The organism is Rhizomicrobium sp. (genome assembly GCA_037200985.1).
Lineage (GTDB): Bacteria > Pseudomonadota > Alphaproteobacteria > Micropepsales > Micropepsaceae > Rhizomicrobium.
This window is the reverse complement of sequence record JBBCGJ010000001.1, coordinates 2,075,951-2,092,345: the sequence shown is the minus strand read 5'-3', so window position 1 is coordinate 2,092,345 and position 16,395 is coordinate 2,075,951. Positions and strand designations below refer to the sequence as shown.

Annotated in this window: 16 protein-coding genes; 9 read left to right on the top strand and 7 right to left on the bottom strand. The window is 68.0% G+C overall.

Going from position 1 to position 16,395, the window contains the following annotated elements:
- Positions 1-102: 102 nt before the first annotated feature.
- From mutL to WDN01_10105, 3 genes are all read left to right on the top strand, one after another.
- Positions 103-1,881: a DNA mismatch repair endonuclease MutL gene (gene mutL / locus WDN01_10115; GenBank protein MEJ0026371.1), complete on the top strand. Its 1,779-nt coding sequence runs from the start codon at positions 103-105 to the stop codon at positions 1,879-1,881.
- 85 nt (positions 1,882-1,966) lie between these two features.
- On the top strand, positions 1,967-3,079 hold the full coding sequence (locus WDN01_10110; GenBank protein ID MEJ0026370.1) for a pentapeptide repeat-containing protein: 1,113 nt from the start codon (positions 1,967-1,969) through the stop codon (positions 3,077-3,079).
- A 139-nt stretch (positions 3,080-3,218) separates the two neighbouring features.
- On the top strand, positions 3,219-4,322 hold the full coding sequence (locus tag WDN01_10105) for a pentapeptide repeat-containing protein (protein ID MEJ0026369.1): 1,104 nt from the start codon (positions 3,219-3,221) through the stop codon (positions 4,320-4,322).
- A 1-nt stretch (position 4,323) separates the two neighbouring features.
- Here WDN01_10105 and WDN01_10100 read toward each other — a convergent pair whose 3' ends face one another.
- The gene (locus WDN01_10100) at positions 4,324-4,962 is read right to left on the bottom strand and encodes a GNAT family N-acetyltransferase (protein ID MEJ0026368.1); all 639 of its coding nucleotides are present in this window, start codon (positions 4,960-4,962) and stop codon (positions 4,324-4,326) included.
- 403 nt (positions 4,963-5,365) lie between these two features.
- Here WDN01_10100 and WDN01_10095 point away from each other — a divergent pair, with 403 nt between their 5' ends.
- The gene (locus WDN01_10095; GenBank protein ID MEJ0026367.1) at positions 5,366-6,484 is read left to right on the top strand and encodes an MFS transporter; all 1,119 of its coding nucleotides are present in this window, start codon (positions 5,366-5,368) and stop codon (positions 6,482-6,484) included.
- Here WDN01_10095 and rsmD read toward each other — a convergent pair.
- Together rsmD and WDN01_10085 are read right to left on the bottom strand one after the other, a co-directional pair.
- On the bottom strand, positions 6,463-7,026 hold the full coding sequence (rsmD, locus tag WDN01_10090) for a 16S rRNA (guanine(966)-N(2))-methyltransferase RsmD (protein ID MEJ0026366.1): 564 nt from the start codon (positions 7,024-7,026) through the stop codon (positions 6,463-6,465). The two genes, WDN01_10095 and rsmD, sit on opposite strands and share 22 nt — an antisense overlap.
- A complete protein-coding gene (locus WDN01_10085; GenBank protein ID MEJ0026365.1) occupies positions 7,027-8,028 on the bottom strand; it encodes an NADP-dependent oxidoreductase in 1,002 nt (333 codons plus the stop codon).
- 153 nt (positions 8,029-8,181) lie between these two features.
- Here WDN01_10085 and WDN01_10080 point away from each other — a divergent pair, with 153 nt between their 5' ends.
- From WDN01_10080 to WDN01_10070, 3 genes are read left to right on the top strand one after another with little or no spacing between them, the layout of a single operon-like run.
- Positions 8,182-10,248, top strand: a complete 2,067-nt coding sequence (locus WDN01_10080) for a protein-disulfide reductase DsbD domain-containing protein (GenBank protein MEJ0026364.1) — start codon at positions 8,182-8,184, stop codon at positions 10,246-10,248.
- 1 nt (position 10,249) lies between these two features.
- On the top strand, positions 10,250-11,011 hold the full coding sequence (locus WDN01_10075; protein MEJ0026363.1) for an N-acyl homoserine lactonase family protein: 762 nt from the start codon (positions 10,250-10,252) through the stop codon (positions 11,009-11,011).
- Positions 11,012-11,019: 8 nt separating this feature from the next.
- Positions 11,020-11,733 (top strand): hypothetical protein, encoded by a 714-nt coding sequence (locus WDN01_10070; protein ID MEJ0026362.1) that lies wholly within the window; start codon positions 11,020-11,022, stop codon positions 11,731-11,733.
- Positions 11,734-11,745: 12 nt separating this feature from the next.
- Here the strand turns inward: WDN01_10070 and phhA are convergent, their stop codons facing one another.
- Positions 11,746-12,615 carry a phenylalanine 4-monooxygenase gene (gene phhA / locus WDN01_10065; protein MEJ0026361.1) on the bottom strand — a complete coding sequence of 290 codons (870 nt, stop codon included), beginning with the start codon at positions 12,613-12,615 and terminating at the stop codon, positions 11,746-11,748.
- Positions 12,616-12,791: 176 nt separating this feature from the next.
- On the opposite strand from phhA, the gene WDN01_10060 reads away from it, so the two are divergent.
- Positions 12,792-13,856: a Glu/Leu/Phe/Val dehydrogenase dimerization domain-containing protein gene (locus WDN01_10060; GenBank protein ID MEJ0026360.1), complete on the top strand. Its 1,065-nt coding sequence runs from the start codon at positions 12,792-12,794 to the stop codon at positions 13,854-13,856.
- 148 nt (positions 13,857-14,004) lie between these two features.
- Here the strand turns inward: WDN01_10060 and WDN01_10055 are convergent, their stop codons facing one another.
- Both WDN01_10055 and WDN01_10050 read right to left on the bottom strand, forming a co-directional pair.
- On the bottom strand, positions 14,005-14,262 hold the full coding sequence (locus WDN01_10055) for a hypothetical protein (GenBank protein ID MEJ0026359.1): 258 nt from the start codon (positions 14,260-14,262) through the stop codon (positions 14,005-14,007).
- A gap of 81 nt (positions 14,263-14,343) precedes the next feature.
- Positions 14,344-14,505, bottom strand: coding sequence for a DUF3096 domain-containing protein (locus WDN01_10050; protein ID MEJ0026358.1), 162 nt, complete (start codon positions 14,503-14,505; stop codon positions 14,344-14,346).
- A gap of 179 nt (positions 14,506-14,684) precedes the next feature.
- On the opposite strand from WDN01_10050, the gene WDN01_10045 reads away from it, so the two are divergent.
- A complete protein-coding gene (locus WDN01_10045; GenBank protein MEJ0026357.1) occupies positions 14,685-15,794 on the top strand; it encodes an S-(hydroxymethyl)glutathione dehydrogenase/class III alcohol dehydrogenase in 1,110 nt (369 codons plus the stop codon).
- A gap of 111 nt (positions 15,795-15,905) precedes the next feature.
- On the opposite strand, the gene WDN01_10040 is transcribed toward WDN01_10045, so the two are convergent.
- Entirely contained in the window at positions 15,906-16,334 is a 429-nt protein-coding gene (locus WDN01_10040) for a nuclear transport factor 2 family protein (protein MEJ0026356.1), read from the bottom strand.
- Positions 16,335-16,395 lie beyond the last annotated feature (61 nt).

Sequence of the window (16,395 nt, the reverse complement as noted above, 5' to 3'; positions counted from 1 at the left end):
GGCGTGCCACCTCCCCCGCAACAGCGGGGGAGGAAAATACATGAAACCCTTCATCCACAGGGGTTTTGCGCGCCGTCGTGGCGCCGCGTGTATAGTCGCCCGATGAAGATTCGCCGCCTCTCCGAAGGAACCGTGAACCGCATCGCCGCCGGGGAGGTGGTGGAGCGGCCGGCCAGCGCGGTCAAGGAACTGGTCGAGAACGCGCTCGACGCCGGCGCCCGCCGCGTCGACATCGCGGTCTCGAACGGCGGCGCCGATCTCATCCTGGTCGAGGACGACGGCGACGGCATGGAAGCCGCCGACCTCGCGCTGGCTATCGAGCGCCACGCCACCTCGAAGCTGCCGGGCGACGATCTCTTCCACATCGTCACCATGGGGTTCCGCGGCGAGGCGCTGCCTTCGATCGGCGCCGTGGCGCGCCTTGCGATCGCCAGCCGCACCGCGACGGGCGACGCGCACGAGATCCGCATCGACGGCGGCAGTGTCGCGGCGCCGCAGCCCACCGGCTTCCGCGCCCAGGGTCAGCACGGCACCCGCGTCGAGGTGCGAGAATTGTTTTTCGCCACGCCCGCCCGCCTCAAATTCCTCAAATCGACGCGTTCGGAGGATCTGGCGACGCTCGACATCGTCAAGCGCCTCGCCATGGCGCGGCCCGATGTCGGCTTCACGCTGACGCTCGACGGCCGCCGCGCCCTCGACCTGCCGGCCGAGACCGATCTGATCGGTCCCCAACTCAAACGCCTGGCCAAGATCATGGGCCGTGAATTCGGCGACAACGCCGCGCCGGTGAATGTCAGCCGCGAGGGCGTGACCATTGCGGGCTTCGCCGGGCTTCCGACCTACAACCGCGCCAACGCCCAGATGCAGTTCCTGTTCGTCAACGGCCGGCCGGTGCGTGACAAGCTCCTGATCGGCGCGGTGCGCGGCGCCTATGCCGATTTCCTCGCCCGCGACCGCCATCCCGCGCTGGCGCTGTTCCTGGAATGCGATCCCGCCTTCGTCGATGTCAACGTCCATCCCGCCAAGACCGAGGTGCGCTTCCGCGACGCCGGATTGGTCCGTGGACTGATCGTCTCGTCGCTGAAGAACGCCCTGGCGGGAGCCGGCCACCGCGCCTCGACCACCGTCGCCGGTGCGGCGCTGGCGGCGCTGCGCCCGCAAGCGAACGCGCCCTTCTACCAGCAGGATTACACGCCGCGCCCGTCGCTGAGCGATCCGGGCCGCAATTTCTACGCTCCGCTGCTCGCCGACACCGCGCCCGCCGCGCGCATCGAGGCCGAGCCGGAAGCGCCGCAGCCCGATTTGCCGCTCGGCTTCGCCCGCGCGCAACTGCACGAGACCTATGTCGTCGCCCAGACCGCCGACGGCATCGTGATCGTCGACCAGCACGCCGCGCATGAGCGCCTCGTCTACGAGCGGATGAAGAAGGCGCTGGCCAATGGCGGCATCGCGCGCCAGCCGCTGCTCATTCCCGAAGTCGTCGAGCTCGACCCCGCCGAAGTCGCGCGCCTTGCGTCGCGCACCGGCGAGCTCGCCGAGCTCGGCCTCGTGGTCGAGCCTTTCGGGCCCGACGCGGTGATGGTGCGCGAGATGCCGGCGATGCTCGGCCAGACCGACATCAAGGCGCTGATCCGCGATCTCGCCGACGACATCGCCGAGACCGGCAATGCCCAGTCCCTGAAGGAACGTCTCGAGGAGGTCTCCGGCACGCTCGCCTGCCATATGAGCGTGCGCGCGGGCCGCCGCCTCTCGGGCGAGGAGATGAACGCGCTCCTGCGCGAGATGGAGGCGACGCCGCATTCGGGCCAGTGCAATCACGGCCGCCCCACCTATGTCGAGCTCAAGCTCGCCGATATCGAGCGTCTGTTCGGCCGGCGATAAGCGGACACCCGTTACATCAAAATTTACAATCGACGCGCTACCTTGGTAATGACCTTAAACCCAGAATGGGTATGGCGGAGTTGCCATGTTGAGAAATCTCTACGAGGAAGCGCGCACCGCGTTGACGCAGCAAGAGTTGAACACGGTGCTCCAGTCCCATGAGCGCTATCTGGCCCGCATCGGCGGCGGACTGCGCGCGCATCTGGCGCACGCCAAGCTGGATGGGCTCAATCTCGCGAACCGCAACCTGACCGACGCGGATTTCAGCGGCGCCTCGCTGGTGGGCGCCAATGTCAGCGGCTCCAATCTGGAGCGCGCGACCTTCTACTGCGCCGATCTGCGCGGCTGCAATCTGCAGTCCTCGCGCCTGCCGCGCGCCGATTTGCGCGGTGCGTCGTTCAACGGCGCCAAGCTCTCCTTCGCGGTGCTCGACGCGGCCGATCTGCGGGCCGCGACCATGATGTATGCCGCGGCCGGCGGCATCACGGTCATCAGCCGGGACCGCAGCAAGGGCGCCCCGAGCGTCGACTTCTCGAACTGCTCGATGAAGGGCGCCTCCTTCGGCAACGCGAAGCTGGACGGCGCGATCTTCACCGGCGCGCTCCTGCACGGCGCCAATTTCAAGGGCGCCAGGCTCACCAATGTGACGTTCAAGGACGCAGTGCTGACCGGCGTCGCGCTGCACGACTTGAAGGTGCCCGCGGCGGCCCTGGAGGGGTGCGTGACCGACGCCGCGCCGGTCTCCGCCGAGAAGCTCGACGCGCTGAAGGGCCGCCTCGAAGCGCATCGCCGCTGGATAACGACCCACGGCGCCGAAGGCGCGCCGGCGGTGTTCGACGGCGAGGATATCCGGCCCTTGGGCGGCCTGCTGGCGGGGCGCAGCCTGGCGGGCCTGTCGGCGCGCGGCGCGATCGCGATCGGGGTCGATCTGTCCGATTCCCATCTCCAGGCCGCCAAGCTCGACGGCGCGGATCTCCGCGACGTGAATTTCACCGGCGCCGACCTGCGCGGCGCCTCGCTGCGGTCGGCGAATCTGGCGCATGCCCGGTTCGACAAGGCCAATCTCGCGCGTCTCGTCCTGCGCGGCGGAACGGCGATCCCGCCGGATCTGACGGGCGCCGCCGCGAGCGAGTCCCAGTTCTACAACAGCATTCTCGAGGATCGGGTGTCCGCGCTCGGCCTTCGCTGCGAATCCTAGCGCCGGCGGTCCAATCACCGCGCCGGCCGGCGTCACCGCCCGTTAACGATCTTCCCAAGCCTTTCCTTAACCCTTGTCTGAGACGCTTCAGCAAGTCTTAACAGGGCTGTTAAGGCGGCACGCGGGGCGTAGCGTCTTCATGCTCAAGAACTACTATTCGGAGCCGCGCAAGGCTCTCACCCAGCAGGAGTTGAACGCCGTCCTGCTGGCGCATGAGCGGCTGCTCGCCTATCAGAAGGGCGCCGCCAAGGCCGAACTCGCGCGCACCAAGCTCGACCGCCTCAACCTCGCCAACCGCAACCTGGCCGAGGCCGATTTCTCCTTCGCCTCGCTGGTCGGCGCGACCGCTTTCGGCACCAATCTGGAGCGCGCCAGCCTGCACTGCGCCGATCTGCGCGACTGCGATTTCACCTCGGCGCGCATGATCAAGACCGATATGCGCGGCGCGTCGATCTGCGGCGCCAAGCTGGCCTTCGCCAAGCTCGACGGCGCCGATCTGCGCGCCGCGACCGTCGCCTATAAGGGTCCCGGCGCCGGCGCCGAAGAGACGGTGCGCGTCGATTTCTCCAACGCCTCGCTCAAGGGCGCCTCGTTCGGCCATGCGCGGCTGGACGGCGTGAACTTCTCCGGCGCGATCCTGGAAGGGGCGAATTTCAAGAACGCGCAGCTTTCCAATGTCAGCTTCAAGAACGCCGTGCTCACCGGCGTGAACCTCGCCGACCTTGACCTGCCGCCGGAGGCGTTCGAGGGCTGCGTGATGGACGTCACCGACGCGGCCGCCGCCAGGACCGACGCCCTGGCGGCCATGCTCGAGGCGCACGCGCTGTGCATTTCCAGCGGCGCCGCCCGGGGCGCGCAGGCCGTGCTCGACGGCGAGGACCTGCGCGTGGTGCGCGGGCGTTTCGCCGCCCGGCCGCTGACCGGCATTTCGATCCGCGGCGCCATGGCGATCGGCATCGATTTCTCCAACAGCCAGCTTCAGGGCGCGCGGTTCGAAGGCACGGATTTGCGCGAATGCGACTTCACCGGCGCCGATCTGCGCGGCGCCTCGTTCCGCAACTGCAAGCTCGCCCATGCCGAGTTCGCGAAGGCCAATCTCGGCAGCCTCAAACTGGCCGGCGGCAAGACGCTGGAGCCCGATTTCACCGGCGCCGACGCCTCCAAGGCGCAGTTCTTCCACGCCGTGCTGGAGACCAACATCGCCGCGCTCGGCCTCGGCGCCCCGGCGGCGGTCGCGGCATAGGTCAGAGATCGCGCGCCAGGCGCCGGATGCCGGGCACGCCCATCGCCGCCGCGAAGTCCTTGTCGGTCTTGTCTTCCGCAAACGTGAAGCCGCAAGCGCGATAGCTGTGCTCCGCCGGCGCGTTTCCGATCAGGAAGCTGATCTGCGCCCGCTTCGGCCCGGCTCCGCGCATGTCGTCCAGCATATGCGCGATCAGCGCCCGCGCCACGCCGCGGCCGCGATAGTCCGGCCAGGTCGCGACGTTCTCGACGGTCCAGCAATCGTCCTCGCCGGTCGTCGCCTTCAGGATGAAGCTGCCGCGCGGCCACAACTCCGCCTGCTCGGCCTTGCCGATCCCCATCCTGTCGGAGGCTTCCGCCATCGCCTCGCCCGAGACCATGTAGGGCGCGTCGTCCGGAAAGGCGCAGGCCGCCGCGGCGGGCGCGCCGTCGACCTCGGCGACCGCGAAGAAGGAGTGATGCCACCACGACCGCGCCTGCGCGTTGGCGAGGCGGGCGCAGAACGCGACGCCGAACTCGATCGGGCGCTGCAGCACGATGTCGAACCAGCCGCGCGGCATATGTCCGCGCGCCGCCATGAACATGGCCCAGCCGAGAAAGCGGGAATCGTCGGGCGTGGCCGGGCGGAAGGTCGCGATCATGTCGTCATCCTACCCTCCCTTGAGGGAGGGTCGAAATTGCGAAGCAGATTTCGGGGAGGGGTCCGGCGCCGGTGCAAGACCCCTCCCCGAAAAATCTTCGCTACGCTACGATTTTTCGACCCTCTCTCAAGGGAAGGGTAAGCAGGGCGCGTTGAACTGCGCGCGGAATAGGCCTAGCGTCAACGGATCGCATAGAGGCTCGTCCCCCCAAAGTGTCGGCGCCTCGAAAGAGGTAGCTGTCCGTTCGGAGCCGCGGCCCACCTGGCCCGCCCGGACGATGATTCGCGCCTGTTTCGCACCGACACTCGCAATCCGGGACCGCCATGGCCTTCTTCCACAACCGCACCGTCAATCTTCTCAACCTGCACTACGTCATCGCCGCTGCCGCCCTGGGCGGGGGCGGGTGTTCTATTCCGTCTATCTGCTGAAAGCCGGATTGAGCGTTCCCGCCGCGCTGCTCGTGCTGGCGCTCACCTTCGCGACGCGCCTCATCCTGCGCAGCTTCCTTCTGCCGCTCGGCATCCGCTTCGGCCTGCGCCGGCTGGTCATCCTCGGGTCCCTGCTGATGGGCGCGTCCTATCCCTTCCTGGCCGGCGTCCACGGCCTCGGCACGGGGCTGGTTCTGCTCATCCTCGCCTCGGCGCTCGCCGACACCGTCTACTGGCCGAGCTATCATGCCTATTTCGCGGCGCTGGGCGACGAGGATCACCGGGGCCAGCAGCTCGGCCTGCGCGAGGCCGTCACCGCCGCGCTCGGCGTCGTCACGCCGCTGTTCTTCGGCTGGCTGCTCGTCGCCTTCGGTCCGCGCGTCGCGTTCTGGGCGACGGGTGCGGTGCAGGCGCTGTCTGCGATCCCGGTCCTGTTCATGCCGGATGTGAAAGTCGCCAGGACCGCGCCCGGCGCCTTCCGCGCCGCGCTCTCCGGCGCCCTGCTGTTCGTGGGCGATGGCTGGATCGCGGCGGCCTATCTGCTCACTTGGCAGATCGCGCTGTTCGTCGCGCTCGGCGAGAACTATCTCGCCTATGGCGGCGCGCTGGCGGTGGCGGCGCTGGTCGGCGCGGTCGGCGGGCTGGCGCTGGGACGGCTGATCGACGCCGGCAAGGGCAGTCGCGCGGTCTGGTACGCCATCGGCCTGCTCGTCCTGGTGATCGCGCTGCGCGCCGGCACGCTGCACAGCCCGGCGCTGGCGGTGATCGCGAACGCGCTCGGCGCGCTGGTCGCCTGTCTCTACGTCCCGACGATGATGACCGCGGTCTACAACCAGGCCAAGCGCAGTCCCTGCGTGCTGCGCTTCCACATCGCGGCGGAGGGCGGCTGGGATGTCGGCGTCACGACGGGATTGACCGCCGCGGCGGCCATAACCTGGCTCGGATATTCGATAGCCTGGGGCATCGCCCTCTCCTTCGTCGGCGCCGCCTTCATCTTCGTGCTGCTTCGGCGCTACTACGCGGCACATCCCTTCGAGACCGTCGACGTGCACGAGCCGTCGGAATTCCAGACTCAGCCGGTGCCGAAGATATGAAGCGCGGTCTCGCCATAGCTGCGCGTGTCGAGCGCGCGAAATCCGGCGGGCGCGGCCAGCGCCTCGTCCGCCGCCGTCTCGGCGACGACGACGGCGCCGGGCGCGAGCCAGCCGCCTTCGGCGAGGCTTGCCATCGCCGCCTCGCTCAGCCCCTTGCGATAAGGCGCGTCCAGAAAGGCGAGGCCGAACGGCCCGCCCGCGCCCGCGCCCAGCGGGCCGAGTTCGGTCGCGTCGCGCCGCCAGATCTTGGTCGCCCCGGTCAGGTTCAGCGCCTCGACATTGGTGCGGATCAGCGCCCGGCTCTCGGCGCTGTCGTCCACGAACAGCGCGAAGGCCGCGCCGCGGCTGAGCGCCTCCAGCCCGAGCGCGCCGGTGCCGGCGAACAGGTCGACGACCTTGGCGCCCTCCAGCGTGAAGCCGAAGCCGTTATGCGCGAGGATATTGAAGATCGCCTGGCGCACCTTGTCGGAGGTCGGCCGCACGCGATTGTCGGGCGGCTCGGCCAGCGGACGGCCGCGATATTCCCCGCCGGTGATGCGCACCTAGGGCTCCTCCGACACCTGGATCAAAAGCTTGCCGGTGTTCTTGCCGGTGAACAGCATGTCGAGCGCGCCGACCGCGTTCTCGATTCCGGGCACGATGGTGGTGTCGTATTTGATCTTGCCCTGCGCCAGCCACGGCCCCATCTCCGCCGCGAACTCGCCGAACCGCGAGAAATAGTCGAGGATGATGAAGCCCTCGATCCGCGCCCGCTTCATCAGGACATTGGTCAGGCTCGGCCCCGGCGGCGGCGTGTCGGCATTGTATTGCGAGATCATCCCGCACAGCACGATGCGCGCCTTCATCGCCAGATTGTCCATCACCGCGTCCAGGATGTCGCCGCCGGCGTTTTCGAAATCGATGTCGACCCCGTTCGGGCATTCGCGCTTCAGCGCGGCGCGCACATCCTCGGTCTTGTAGTTGATGCACGCATCGAAACCGAGTTTCTCCACCGCATGGCGGCACTTCTCGTCCGAGCCCGCGATGCCGACGACGCGGCAGCCCTTCAGCTTTGCGATCTGCCCGACGATCGAGCCGACGGCGCCGCAGGCCGCCGACACGACGACCGTCTCGCCCGACTGCGGCTTGCCCAAATCGAGCAGACCGAAATAGGCCGTCGCGCCCGTGCCGCCGAGCACGCTCATATAAGCGGGCAGGGGAACGCCCTTGGCGAGCTTCTGCGCCGCGCCCGTCGCGACATATTCCTGCCAGCCGGAAAAGGTGTTGACGATGTCGCCCGGCGCGTAGTCGGGGTTGTCCGACTGCTCGACCACGCCGATCGTGCCGCCACGCATGACGTCGCCGAGCTGCACCGGCGGCATGTACTGCTCCATGTCGCTCATCCAGATGCGGTTGGTGGGATCGAGCGAGAGATAGAGGTTGCGCACCAGGAACTGCCCCGGCCCGGGCACGGGCATGGGCTGCTCGACCAGTTCGAGATCGCCCGGCTTGATCTCGCCTTCCGGCCGCCTGCGCAGGATCCATTGCCGGTTGCTGTTCCGCATGATCGTTTCCTCGATGGTGTTTGCGCGAACCTAGCATCTCGATGGATGTGCGGAATAATTTTCGCTGTCGTCTGACGGCGGGGTTGGATGCCTCCAAGTCACACCCCCGCGAGGGCGCTGGCTATGCCTCGCGGACGCGGCTATGACGCAAGGATGAAGCGGCTTTTGCCCCTCCTGCTGGCGTTGTTTTTCGCCACTCCGGCGCCGGCGCAGATCGACGACCTGCCCAAGGTCCATGCGCGGCTGATCGCCGAACACGACGCCCTCGCGCCCGGCGGCACCGAGACCGTCGCCTTCGAGCAGGACATCCGCCCCGGCTGGCACACCTACTGGCGCAATCCCGGCGATGTCGGCCAGCCGACGACGCTCGACTGGAAACTGCCCGCGGGATGGACGTCCGGTCCGCTGCAATGGCCGTATCCCAAGCGCCTGCCGGTCGGCCCGTTCATGGATTTCGGTTATGAGGGCAAGGTCTGGATTCTCGCCACCGTCACCGCGCCGAAGGATGCGAAGCCCGGCGACGTCGTCACGCTGAAGGCGGCGGCGGCGTGGCTGGTCTGCAAGGAAGTCTGCATCCCCGAAGACGCGGCGCTGTCGCTGCGCGTCACCATCGGCGCGCCGACCGCATCGCCAGAGGCCGCCCTGTTCGCCGCGGCGCGCGCGAAGCTGCCCGCGCCCTCGCCCTGGGCGACGCGCTACCGCCTGGGCGACACGCTCGATCTTTTCGTCGCCGCCAAGCCGCTCGCCGCGGCGCATCCGCTGCACGCGGAGTTTTTTCCGTCCAGCGACGGCATGGTGAACGGACCCTCGGCGCAGGGCATGGGCTTCGCCGCCGATGGCCTCGTGCTGCGCCTGTCGCCGGGCAAGAAGCTCGCGAAGACGGGCGGTGCGCTGGAAGGCGTGCTGGTTCTCACATCGTCGGACGGGTCGGTGCAGCCCCTGCGGGTCAAGGCGCTTCCGGGGCCGGTGCCCGAAGCCTCCTTCGACTCCGGCAACGGCGAAAGCGGGATCGGACTTGGCGCCGCTCTGCTTCTCGCCTTCCTGGGCGGGCTGATCCTGAACCTGATGCCGTGCGTGCTGCCCATCCTGGCGATGAAGGCCTTCGCGCTGTCCTCGCTCTCGGGCCGCGACCGCAGCGAAGCGGTGCGCGAGAGCTTCGCCTATGGCGCCGGTGCCGTGCTCAGCGTCCTCGCGCTCGGCGGCTTGCTGCTCGCCTTGCGCGGCGGCGGCGCCGCGATCGGCTGGGGTTTCCAGCTCCAGGAGCCGCTGGTGGTGGCCGGCTTCGCGCTCCTGATGTTCGGCGTCGGTCTCAACCTGTCGGGCGTGTTCGAGGTCGCGGGCTTCGGCGGCGGCGACGGCCTGACCCGCGCCGGCGGTACTGCCGGCTCGTTCTTCACCGGCGTCCTCGCCGTCGCGGTCGCCGCGCCCTGCACCGCGCCGTTCATGGCCGCCGCGCTCGGCTATGCGCTGACGCAGCCGGCCGCGCCCGCCCTCGGCATCTTCCTGGCGCTCGGCCTCGGCTTCGCGGCGCCCTTCGTGGCGGTCGGCATCTCGCCGATGCTGATGCGCGCCCTGCCGCGCCCCGGCCCCTGGATGATCCGCTTCAAGCAGGCGCTCGCTTTCGCGATGTACGGCACGGCGGCGTGGCTGGTCTGGGTGCTGGCGCGGCAGGCCGGCGCCAACGCCGTGGCGGCGATCCTGGCCGCGATGGTCGCGGCCGGTTTCGGCGCCTGGATCTGGGGCGTCAGCCGCGCCTTCACCCCGCGCGGGCGCGGCATCGGCGCGCTGGTCACGCTGATCGCCATCCTCGCGGCGCTCTCCTGCCTGTCCTTCCTGCGGTCGGCACCTGCGCCCGCGGGCAACATCAACGTCACCGGCATCCCGTCGCAGCCCTATTCGGCCGCGAGCCTTGCAAGCCTGCGCGCCGGGGGCCGCGCCGTGTTCGTCAACGCCACCGCCGCCTGGTGCATCACCTGCCTCGTCAACGACGAGACGGCGCTGTCGCGCGAGCGCGTCCGCCAGGCCTTTTCCGACCGCCACGTCGCCTATCTCGTCGCCGACTGGACGCGCCGCGATCCGGCGATCACCGCGCTTCTCTCCGCTCACGGACGATCCGGCGTGCCGCTCTATCTCTATTACGCGCCCGGCGCCGCCGCGCCCAAGGTGCTGCCGCAAATCCTGACCGAGGGCGAAGTCCTCTCCGCATTGAACGGGTCCTGACATGACGGTCGCGCTCTTCGCCTTTACCTGCGGCCACGTCACCGGCGACCGGAACGGCTTCCTCGAAGGGGAGAGCGGTAAGCTCACCGTCCCCGTGCCGGCCTATCTGATCGTCCACGAACAGGGCAGGGTCCTGTTCGACACCGGCCTGAACGTCGAACTGCGCCAGCGCCAGGCCGAGCTGCTCGGCCCCACCGCCAAGGATTGGGAGATCGATTTCCCGCAAGGCGCCGACATCGCGAGCCGGCTCGCCCGCCTCGGCCTCGCGCCCGCCGACATCCGCTATGTCGTCAACTCGCACCTGCATTACGACCATTGCGGCGGCAACGGTTTCTTCCCGAACGCGACGCTGATCGTGCATGCGAAGGAATGGCGCTCGGCGCATCGCCCCAACACCCAGGCGGCCGGCCTCTACAACCCGCTCGACTTCGAACACATGGCGAGCGTCCGCGAGCTCGACGGCGAGCTCGACCTGTTCGGCGACGGCAGCGTGGTCGTGTTCCCGACCCCGGGCCACACGCCCGGCCATCAATCGCTGCGGGTGCGGACCGCGAGCGGCACGATCGTGCTGGCCGCCGATTGCTGCTACCTCAAGCGCACGCTGGAGGCGCTGCACCTGCCGGCCAGCCTCTACAATCGCGCGCAGATGCTGGAGACCCTCGCGCTTTTGCGGCAGATGCAGTCGGACGGTGCCCGCATCTTCTACGGTCACGATCCGGAGTTTTGGCAAACGGTGCCGCAAGCCCCGCGCCCGGTGGATTGAGGACGCCCATGTACGAGCCGCGCATCCTGCTCAAAGGTCCGTTCGCGCTGGATGCCTTCGCCTTGTCCGTGGCCGAGGCGCCCTGGCGCTGCGACGACGCCTATGAGGCGCTGGTCGCCGAGGCCTGGACGAAACGGGTCGCTGCGGCCGCCGAGCGCAATCACATTTTGTGGGACGGCACGCATTACCGGCTCACCCATATCGAGGATCTCACCGAGGGACGCGGTATCCTGCGCCTCGGCACCGCCGCCTTCCGCCACATCGCGACGTTCCGCCCGCTGCACGCGGAGCACGCCGCCCGCGGCCTCGCGCCCTTCCATCACATCTCGACCGCCGCGCTGCTCGGGACCGCCGATGGGCATTACGTCTTCGGCAAGCGCGCGATCAACGGTGCCATCGATTTCATCGGCGGCGGCTTCCAGCCGGACGACGCCCCGCCGGACCTCGCCCACAATTTCCGCAAGGAAATCCGCGAAGAGCTCGGCATCGAACCGGGCCGGCTCGGGCCGATGACGGGCCTCGGCGTCGTGCTGTCGACGACCTCCAACGTGCTCGTCATCGCCGCGCTCGACACGGCGCTGACCTGCGACGGGGTGCGCGCGGCGTTCGCGCACCGCGAGGACGACGAGATGGCCGAACCGGTCTTCGTGCCCGCCGCCGGGATCGCCGCCTATCTGCGCGCCATGACCGACTACCGCCCGCTGGTGGCAGAACTCCTGTAAATGGCCGGCCGGCTATGCCGCGTGGCTGCCGCCGACATAGCTGTGGGTGCCGGGATGGTACACGCGGTCCGACGCCAGGATGTCGCCCGGCTTGTAGGTCGCGCCGCCCTCGAGCTTGGCGTAGAGCGCCGCGAAGTCCTTGTAGGTCTCGGCGAACAGCCGGTCGAACGATTCGATGACGAAATAGCTCTCCTGGAAATCGTCGATGCGATATTCGGTGCGCATCACGCGCTCCAGGTCGAAGCCGATGCGGTTGGGCGAGGGGCTCTCGACCGCGTAGATCGATTCCGCCCGGCTCGACACGATGCCCGAACCGTAGATGCGCAAGCCCTCCTTGCCCGCGATCAGCCCGAACTCGACCGTATACCAATAGAGCCGCGCCAGATTCTTCAGCGCGTGAAACTCGTTCAGCGCCCGCATCCCGCCCTTGCCGTAAGCCTGCATGTAATCGGCGAAGACCGGATGGGCGAGCATCGGCACATGGCCGAACACGTCGTGGAAGACGTCCGGCTCCTCGATATAGTCGAGTTGATCGGCGCGGCGGATGAATTGGCCGGCGGGAAAGCGCCGGTTGGCGAGGTGGTCGAAGAAGATCTCATCCGGCACCAGCGACGGCACGGCGACGACACGCCAGCCGGTCAGCTTCTCCAGCCCGTCCGACAGCCGCTCGAAATCGGGAATCGCGTCGGACACCAGGTCGAGTTTCTTCAGCCCGGCGAGGAATTCGTCGCAGGCGCGCCCGGGCAGCACGCTGGCCTGGCGCTCGTACAGCGTCTTCCAGGTGCCGTGTTCGGCGGCGCCATAGCGCTCCCAATGCTGCCGGATCGTGAAATCGGGCCGGATGTCCGGGTGCTTGATTCGCAGGGTGTCGAGACTGTCCATGACCGGATAAGAGGACGCCGAACCCCTGCTGTAAAGCGCGTCGCGTGCCCGTTTTTTGTTGCGCAACCCGCGCCCAACCGGCACCAGTGTTGCGGCCCGCGCCTTCAAAGTCGCAAGCCAATTGCGGTGCCGACGCGCTATGGTCGCAGCAGCGCGCCGGAACAAAGGTCACCCGCATGAACGTGTTCGATTCCCCCGACTTCGATCACCACGAGGCGGTCGCCTTTTTCGACGACAGGAAGACGGGCCTGAAGGCGATCATCGCGATCCACTCGACCGCGCTCGGCGCCGCCTGCGGCGGCACGCGGATGTATCCCTATGCCACGCCCGACGCGGCGCTGACCGACGCGCTGCGCCTCTCCAAGGGGATGTCCTACAAGAACGCCATCGCCGATCTGCCGCTCGGCGGCGGCAAGGCGGTGATCCTCGGCAATCCCGCGACCGACAAGTCGGACGCGAAATTCGCCGCCTTCGCGGCGGCGGTCAACACGCTCGGCGGGCGCTACATCACCGCGATGGATGTCGGCATCCTGCCGGCCGACATGCCGGCGATCGCGCGCGGCACGCCGTACATCGCGGGCTACGACCAGCCCGGCAAGGCCGGCGGCGATTCGGGCCCCGCCACCGCGCTCGGCGTCTTCGCCGGCCTCAAGGCGGCCGTGAAGCACCGCCTCGGCGCCGATACCGCCAAGGGCCTCACCGTCGCGATCCAGGGCCTGGGCAAGGTCGGCATGGGCGTGGCGAAGCGGCTGCATGCGGAAGGCGCCCGGCTGATCGTCGCCGACACGAACCTGAAAGCGGTGGCCGAGGCGGTCGAGACGCTGCACGCCGTCGCCGCGACGCCGGACCAGATCGTGACCTGCGAGTGCGACGTGCTTTCGCCCAACGCGCTGGGCGCGATCCTGAACGACCAGTCGATCCCGCGGCTGCACGCCCGCGTCGTCGCCGGCGGCGCCAACAACCAGCTCGCCCGCGACCATCACGGCGCGATGCTGCGCGACCGCGATGTCCTCTATGCGCCGGACTATGTGATCAATGGCGGCGGCATCATCCGCGTGGCGGCGCAGATCGAGAATTGGAGCGACGACGAAGTGAACCGCCGCGTCCTCGCCATCGCCGACACGCTGGGCGCCATCTTCACCCGCGCCGCGAAGGACGGCGAGCCGACCAACGTCATCGCCGACCGCATGGCGGAAGAACGCATCGCGCTCGGCCGCAAAACGGCGAAGGCGGCGGAATAACTGCTAAAATTGTTTCGGCTTGAGATCACCCACGTAAAAGTCGTCATTGCCCGGCTTGTCCGGGCAGCCCATTTCTCTCTCGGCCAAATCGGGTCGCCCGCAAAGTCCTAGCGACAGCGTCGGGACGGGCGATGACGGCTGTTATTGATTAATAGGTGTGCGGCACCTTCGCGTCGCCGGTCTTCACCTTCTTCTCGGCTTCCTTCACCGCATGGGTGTCCGGCGTCGGCGAATCGCTTTCGCGCTCAGTAGGGGCGCCGATGATGTGCTTGCCGCCTGAGAAGGACGGCGGATCGGACGCCGGGAAGGAGTCCTTCATCTGCCGGTCGATCTTGTCTTCCTGCGTCTTGTGCTCTTCGGGCGTCTGCTTCCTGGCCGCAGTCCCCGTCTGTTTCGCGGTCGTCATGGCGTCCTCCGTTCGCGGCCGGCGCGCGCGTGCGCCTCGGCCTCGCGGAGAGGAAACGGACCGTTTCGCGGAAGGTTGCTGTCAGCCGGTCACATGGCCGAGCAGGTGCGGGAAGAGGCCCAATATACCGATCAGAATCAGATAGATGGCGATCAGATAATTGAGGATCCGCGGCACGATCAGGATCAGGATGCCGAAGATCAGTGCGATCAGCGGCTGGAGCGTCACGATATCGACATGCATGGGGCGGGTTCCCTGGTTGGCGTTCGTTAACGCTCGGAACCGGCTTTCGTAACGTCGTCCGGGGGGTGAACTTGGCGCTTTTCCCAAAGCATGCAAATTTCCGCGCGAAACCGAGGCGCATGCCGGCGCCCTGATGCCGCATGGCAGCGCATATCCATCGTCGACGGGAGACCCCAAGCTTGAAAACACGTGCCGCCGTCGCCTTCGAGGCGAAGAAGCCGCTGGAGATCGTGGAGCTCGACCTCGAAGGCCCCAAAGCGGGCGAAGTGCTGGTCGAGATCAAGGCGACCGGCATCTGCCACACCGACCAGTACACGCTGTCGGGCCTCGATTCCGAAGGCCTGTTCCCCTCGATCCTCGGCCATGAGGGGGCCGGCGTCGTGCGCGAGGTCGGCGCCGGCGTGACCTCCGTCAAGCCGGGCGACCACGTCATCCCGCTCTACACGCCGGAATGCCGGCAATGTAAGTCGTGCCTCTCGGGCAAGACCAATCTGTGCACCGCGATCCGCGCCACCCAGGGCAAGGGCCTGATGCCCGACGGCACCTCGCGCTTCTCCTACAAGGGCCAACTGATCCACCACTACATGGGCTGCTCGACCTTCTCGAACTACACCGTGCTGCCGGAGATCGCGGTGGCGAAGATCCGCGACGACGCGCCGTTCGACAAGGCCTGCTATTGCGGCTGCGGCGTCACCACCGGCGTCGGCGCGGTGATCAACACGGCGAAGGTCAAGCCCGGCTCGAACGCCATCGTGTTCGGCCTGGGCGGCATCGGCCTCAACGTGATCCAGGGGCTGAAATTCGTCGGCGCCCAGATGATCGTCGGCGTCGATCTCAACGACGACAAGAAGGCGTGGGGCGAGCGCTTCGGCATGACGCATTTTGTGAATCCGAAGAAGGTCGAGGGCGATCTCGTCGCCCATCTCGTGGCGCTGACCGAGGGCGGCGCGGACTACACCTTCGACTGCACCGGCAATGTGAACGTGATGCGCCAGGCGCTGGAGGCCTGCCATCGCGGCTGGGGCGAGAGCATCGTCATCGGCGTGGCGCCGGCGGGCGCCGAGATTTCGACGCGGCCGTTCCAGCTCGTGACGGGCCGGGTGTGGCGCGGCTCGGCCTTCGGCGGCGCGCGCGGCCGCACCGACACGCCCAGGATCGTCGACTGGTACATGAAGGGCCTGATCCAGATCGACCCGATGATCACGCATGTCCTGCCGCTGGAAAAGATCAACGACGCGTTCCACCTGATGGAAGAAGGCAAGTCGATCCGCAGCGTGGTGGTGTATTAGCGCTCTGTCATGGCCCGCGAATGCGGACCATCCAGTTGAACCGCGGAAACTGCTGCAAGTACCGGGGACGCGTCATCTGGATGCCCGCCTACGCGGGCATGACAGAGAAGCTTAAATCCCCAACGCCCGGTCGACCGCGCCCGGGTCGATATAGGGCCGCTCGCAGACGATCTTGTCCGAGCCCGGCTTGAACGCGAACGTCGCGGCCATGCGGACGCGGAAGGCGCGGCCGGTCGGCGCGATGGTGCGGTCGCCGCGGCGCAAGGGCCCCAGATGCGTGCCCGTCAGCCAGAACTCGACCAGCACGGTGTCGCCCGCCGCCGCGATGGCGATGATCTCGTTGCCCTGGTCGGGAAACGGCGTCCGCGAATTCTGGAAATAGCGCCGCACGGCAGCCTCGCCGATGAACACGGCCCCGCCGTCATTGATGTCGTAATGCGGATGCTCGAACGTCGCGAGCACGCCGTCCCAGTCATGCACGGTTTCCAGATGCATGTGGTCGCGCACCACCTGCAGGCGCCGCTGCTCGAGATCGTCCATGCTTCGGGCCTTTGTTTTCCAAGCCCGACATTATTCCAGATTCGCGGGCCGGCGCGTCGTG

What these genes read in the sequence shown, in the direction of transcription:
- mutL (MEJ0026371.1), top strand. Translation starts at nt 103, where the DNA reads ATGAAGATTCGCCGCCTCTCCGAAGGAACCGTGAACCGCATCGCCGCC.
- WDN01_10110 (MEJ0026370.1), top strand. Translation starts at nt 1,967, where the DNA reads ATGTTGAGAAATCTCTACGAGGAAGCGCGCACCGCGTTGACGCAGCAA.
- WDN01_10105 (MEJ0026369.1), top strand. Translation starts at nt 3,219, where the DNA reads ATGCTCAAGAACTACTATTCGGAGCCGCGCAAGGCTCTCACCCAGCAG.
- WDN01_10100 (MEJ0026368.1), bottom strand. Translation starts at nt 4,962, where the DNA reads ATGATCGCGACCTTCCGCCCGGCCACGCCCGACGATTCCCGCTTTCTC.
- WDN01_10085 (MEJ0026365.1), bottom strand. Translation starts at nt 8,028, where the DNA reads ATGCGGAACAGCAACCGGCAATGGATCCTGCGCAGGCGGCCGGAAGGC.
- WDN01_10080 (MEJ0026364.1), top strand. Translation starts at nt 8,182, where the DNA reads ATGAAGCGGCTTTTGCCCCTCCTGCTGGCGTTGTTTTTCGCCACTCCG.
- WDN01_10075 (MEJ0026363.1), top strand. Translation starts at nt 10,250, where the DNA reads ATGACGGTCGCGCTCTTCGCCTTTACCTGCGGCCACGTCACCGGCGAC.
- WDN01_10070 (MEJ0026362.1), top strand. Translation starts at nt 11,020, where the DNA reads ATGTACGAGCCGCGCATCCTGCTCAAAGGTCCGTTCGCGCTGGATGCC.
- phhA (MEJ0026361.1), bottom strand. Translation starts at nt 12,615, where the DNA reads ATGGACAGTCTCGACACCCTGCGAATCAAGCACCCGGACATCCGGCCC.
- WDN01_10060 (MEJ0026360.1), top strand. Translation starts at nt 12,792, where the DNA reads ATGAACGTGTTCGATTCCCCCGACTTCGATCACCACGAGGCGGTCGCC.
- WDN01_10055 (MEJ0026359.1), bottom strand. Translation starts at nt 14,262, where the DNA reads ATGACGACCGCGAAACAGACGGGGACTGCGGCCAGGAAGCAGACGCCC.
- WDN01_10050 (MEJ0026358.1), bottom strand. Translation starts at nt 14,505, where the DNA reads ATGCATGTCGATATCGTGACGCTCCAGCCGCTGATCGCACTGATCTTC.
- WDN01_10040 (MEJ0026356.1), bottom strand. Translation starts at nt 16,334, where the DNA reads ATGGACGATCTCGAGCAGCGGCGCCTGCAGGTGGTGCGCGACCACATG.